The sequence below is a fragment of the Xanthobacter sp. BG11Y11_SDJG genome (genome assembly GCF_057364445.1).
In genome coordinates, this window is sequence record NZ_JBNFNU010000396.1 from 1 (window position 1) to 3,915 (window position 3,915).

General features: G+C 71.2%; 5 protein-coding genes and 1 pseudogene. 3 read left to right on the forward strand and 3 right to left on the reverse strand.

The window, feature by feature from the left end:
* Window positions 1–236: pseudogene (locus AC2W7M_RS21505) on the reverse strand (hypothetical protein); the annotation flags it as partial.
* 24 nt (window positions 237–260) lie between these two features.
* Here AC2W7M_RS21505 and AC2W7M_RS21510 point away from each other — a divergent pair.
* Entirely contained in the window at window positions 261–1,139 is an 879-nt protein-coding gene (locus AC2W7M_RS21510; RefSeq protein WP_486134780.1) for a DUF2339 domain-containing protein, read from the forward strand.
* Window positions 1,140–1,205: 66 nt separating this feature from the next.
* Here the strand turns inward: AC2W7M_RS21510 and AC2W7M_RS21515 are convergent, their stop codons facing one another.
* Window positions 1,206–1,601, reverse strand: coding sequence for a DoxX family protein (locus AC2W7M_RS21515; protein WP_486134782.1), 396 nt, complete (start codon window positions 1,599–1,601; stop codon window positions 1,206–1,208).
* Between the two features lie 98 nt (window positions 1,602–1,699).
* Here AC2W7M_RS21515 and AC2W7M_RS21520 point away from each other — a divergent pair, with 98 nt between their 5' ends.
* Window positions 1,700–2,953, forward strand: coding sequence for a LysR family transcriptional regulator (locus AC2W7M_RS21520; protein ID WP_486134784.1), 1,254 nt, complete (start codon window positions 1,700–1,702; stop codon window positions 2,951–2,953).
* On the forward strand, window positions 2,954–3,142 hold the full coding sequence (locus AC2W7M_RS21525; protein WP_486134786.1) for a hypothetical protein: 189 nt from the start codon (window positions 2,954–2,956) through the stop codon (window positions 3,140–3,142). It abuts the gene before it with no gap.
* A gap of 113 nt (window positions 3,143–3,255) precedes the next feature.
* Here the strand turns inward: AC2W7M_RS21525 and AC2W7M_RS21530 are convergent.
* Window positions 3,256–3,915, reverse strand: a 660-nt coding sequence (locus AC2W7M_RS21530; RefSeq protein ID WP_486134788.1) for an MFS transporter, incomplete at its 5' end; no start/stop codon positions are given.

A 3,915-nucleotide genomic window follows, 5' to 3' on the forward strand; every position in this document is an offset into this window, starting at 1 on the left:
GGGGCGGCGGCCGGCGCCTTCGCGGCGGGCAGCGTGGTCGCCCTCGCGCTCGGGCTCGCCTTCGCGTTGGAGAAGGGCTGGCTCACGGTGGGCCTCGCGCTCGCCGCGCTAGCCGTGGCGTGGGTCGCGACAAGACGGCCGGTGCCCGGCCTGCGCCAGCTCTCCGCGGGGCTCGGTCTGCTGGTGGCGGCGCACGTGGGCGCCGACCCCACCATCGCCGGCGCTGAGCTCGGCACCACGCCGATCCTCAACTGGCTGCTGTGGGGCTATGGCGTGCCCGCCGCCGCCTTCGCCCTGAGCGCCCACCTTTGGGACGCACCGCCGACGACTGGCCGCGCCGGGTGCATGAGGGGCTCGCGCTCGTGTTCGCGGTGCTGCTGGCGGCGCTGGAGGTGTTCCACCTCGCCCATCCGGACCAGATCCTCGCCGAGCGCTCCGGCCTGTTCGAGACCGGGCTGCTGGCGAGCATCTACGGCGCCTATGCGGTCGGGCTGCTGTGGCTGTCGGAGGTGCGGTCGCGCCCGCTCTACGGCCTGTTCGCGCGCCTCGTCGGCGGCCTCGCGGCGCTGTTCGCTGTGGGCACGCTGGTCGGTCCCAACCCGTTCGCCGCCAAGGCGAGCGTCGGCGGGCCGGTGTTCAACGTGCTGCTGACGGCCTATGCGCTGCCGGCGGTGCTGGCGCTCCTGTTCGCCGCGCGGGTGCCCGCGAGCGAGCGGCCGACGCGGCTCTTCGCGCGCGGCCTCGCGGTGGTGCTGGGGCTCGCTTATGTGACGTTCGAGGTGAGCCGCCTGTTCCAGGGGCCGGTGCTCGACCCCGCCGCCATCTCGTCCGCCGAATGGTACGCCTATTCGGCCGCCTGGCTCGGCTTCGGCATCCTGCTGCTCGCCCTCGGCCTGTGGCGCGGCTCGCGCACGCTGCGCCTCGCCTCGGGCGCGGTGATGGTGGTGACGGTGCTGAAGGTGTTCCTGTCCGACATGTCGGACCTCGACGGCGTCCTGCGCGCCGTCTCCTTTGTCGGCCTCGGCCTGGTGCTGGTGGCCATCGGCAGGCTCTACCAGCGCCGACTGGCCAAGGGAGCCGGCGCGAGGCAGGCGCCACCGACCACCGCAGGCGCGGACACACCGCCGCCCGCTCCCTGAGGGCGCGAGCGGCGGCGTGCGGTTCGGTGTGGTGTCAGGCGTAGGCGCGCTTGCCAAGGCCGGGGATCAGCGCCGAGGGCTTGAGGGCGAAGGCGCCTCGCCGGCCAGCGCCACGGTGAGCGAGGCCACCACCAGGAAGGCGGGATATTCCCAGCCGCCGCCGGCGGCGGAGAAGATCCAGCCGTTGGGGATGTGCACCAGCATGGCGCCGAGCATCACCGGGATCAGCAGCACCGCCACCGGGCGGGCATAGATGCCGGCGAGGATCAGCAGGCCGCCGATCAGCTCGGCGCCGATGGTCGGCAGCGCCAGCGCGGCCGGGAAGCCCTTGCTGGCGAGGAAGCCGGAGAAGCCGGCGACGGTGAACACGAACACCTTGAGCAGCGCGTGGGAGATCCACATCGCGCCGAGCGCGGCGCGCAGCAGGAAGAGGCCGTAGGGGGCAGTGCGGGTGTCGATCATGGAGGTCATCTCCGGTTGAGGTGACGCAGATGTAGTTCTTTCCTTCATGCAATTCGATGCGTATAAATGAGCGATCAGATTTGCATGAGTGCAATGTCATGATTGCCTGGGACGACTTCCGTCTGGTGCAGGCCATCGCCGCCACGGGCTCGCTGGCCGGCGCGGCGGAGCAGCTTTCGGTGAACCACTCCACCGTGTTCCGGCGCCTCGGGGCGCTGGAGAGCCAGCTCGGCGCGCGGCTGTTCGAGCGCGCGCGCGCCGGCTATGCGCCCACCCCCACGGGCGAGGAGATGGTGCGCCTTGCCGAGCGCATGGCGGAGGAGGTGAACGCCGTCGAGCGGCGGATCACGGGCCAGGACCTGCGGCCCTCCGGCGAACTGCGCGTGACCACCAACGACACGCTTCTGGTGCACCTGCTGACACCGATCTTCGCCTCGTTCCGCAAGGCCTATCCGGAGATCCGCCTCGACATCGTCGTCGCCAATCCCTCGCTCAATCTCTCCAAGCGCGACGCGGACGTGGCGATCCGCGCCAGCGACCGGCCGGGCGACACGCTGGTGGGCCGGCGCATCGCCTCCATCGCCTGGGCGGTCTATGGCCGGCCGGGCACGTGCGCGGGCGCTCTCGAGTCGCAGGATTTCCGGCGCCATGACTGGCTCGGCTTCGCCGAGCCGCTGAACGGCATCAAGGCGGCCAAATGGCTGCGCGAGCGGGTGGGCGAGGAGAAGATCGTCTACCGCGTCAACACCGTGCTCGGGCTGGCGGAGGCGGTGGCGGCGGGCATCGGCCTCGGCCTCCTGCCCTGCATGATCGCCGAGCGGGTGGCCGGCCTCGTGCGCCTGATGCCGCCGCAGCCGGAGCTGGAGGCGGGGCTGTGGCTGCTCACCCATCCCGACATCAAGGCGACGGCGCGGGTGCGCGCCTTCATGGACCATGCCGCGCGCGAACTCAGCCGCCTGAAGCCGCTGATCGAGGGCCATGGGGAAAAGCGGCGGTACGACGGCGGAGGCGACGCCCGCCTGAGGCGCCGCCGGCATCGCCGCGGCCAGCGGCGGCGCTCAGTCCTCCGCGTCCTCGGCAGTGCTCTTCGCCTTGCGGCGGGAGCGATCTGCGGCCGCGATTGCCCGCCGGTGCCGACGAACTCGCACCACATGGTGCCGATGCCGGCGAGGGTGCCGCGGAACGAACTCGGCCCGGTGCGCACCACGTCGAAGCAGGGCTCGAAGCTCATGCCCTTGACGAAGCCGCAGACCGCCTCGCCCCGCACGCGCAGGGTGTTGGGCGGCAGGCGCACAAAGCGCGCCGGCTTCTGGCCGAGCGAGATGGTGCCCGCCACCGAGCCGTCGGCATAGATGCGGCCCGAACCGGAGGTGCCCTCGAAGCAGGTGAAGGAGAACACCCTTCCGACCACGAACGCGCGCGCCTCATCGGCGCTGAGCTGCTGCGCGCCGGCGGGCGTGATGGCCAGCGGCCCGGCACAGGCGAGCGCGAGGCCGACGATCGCGAGAAAGATCCTGCGCATGTCGATCGCAAAGTCCTGAACGTTTGAGGAACACGATGCACCCGCCGGGGCGCACCTTGTCAAGCGCGACGGCCCGCGCGGCCGCAAACGCGGGCGCCCGGTCGATTTGTGCCTGGGTGTGCCCCGAAGGACTCAGGCCGGCTGCGGAGCCGGCCGGTGCACCGGCGCCTCGCGGATCGGCAGGTTGATGGCGGCGGAGGCGAAGGAGAGCGCCACCGAGAGCCACCAGACCACCGCATACGAGCCGCTCGATTCGTACAGCTCGCCCCCCAGGATCACCCCCAGGAAGCCACCCACCTGGTGCGAAAAGAAGGCAAAGCCGTAGAGCATGGCCATGTAGCGGGTGCCGAACATCAGCATCACGAGGCCCGAAGTGGGCGGCACGGTGGACAGCCACAGCAGCCCGAACACGGCGCCGAACAGGTAGCAGCTCAGCGGCGCGATCGGCACCAGCATGAAGACGATGATGGCAAAGCCCCGGCCGGCATAGATCAGCGCCAGAATCCACTTGCGCGAGAAGCGCCCGGCGAGGTAGCCGGCCGACAGCGAGCCGACGATGTTGAACAGGCCGATCAGCGCCAGCGTGTAGGCGCCGACGCTCAGCGTCATGCCCTGGTCCACCAAATAGGCCGGCATGTGGACGGTGACGAAGGCGAGCTGGAAGCCGCAGGTGAAGAAGCCGAGCACCAGCATCACGTAGCTCGGATGGCGGAACGCCTCGGCGAGCGCGCCGGAGATCGACTGCGGCGCCGGCGCCCATTCGCCGCGGCGCGGCCGCGGGCCGGGCATTGC

Excerpts from the sequence above, each read along its gene's own strand:
- AC2W7M_RS21515 (WP_486134782.1), bottom strand. The coding sequence starts at position 1,601 with ATGATCGACACCCGCACTGCCCCCTACGGCCTCTTCCTGCTGCGCGCC.
- AC2W7M_RS21520 (WP_486134784.1), top strand. The coding sequence starts at position 1,700 with ATGATTGCCTGGGACGACTTCCGTCTGGTGCAGGCCATCGCCGCCACG.
- AC2W7M_RS21525 (WP_486134786.1), top strand. The coding sequence starts at position 2,954 with ATGCGGCCCGAACCGGAGGTGCCCTCGAAGCAGGTGAAGGAGAACACC.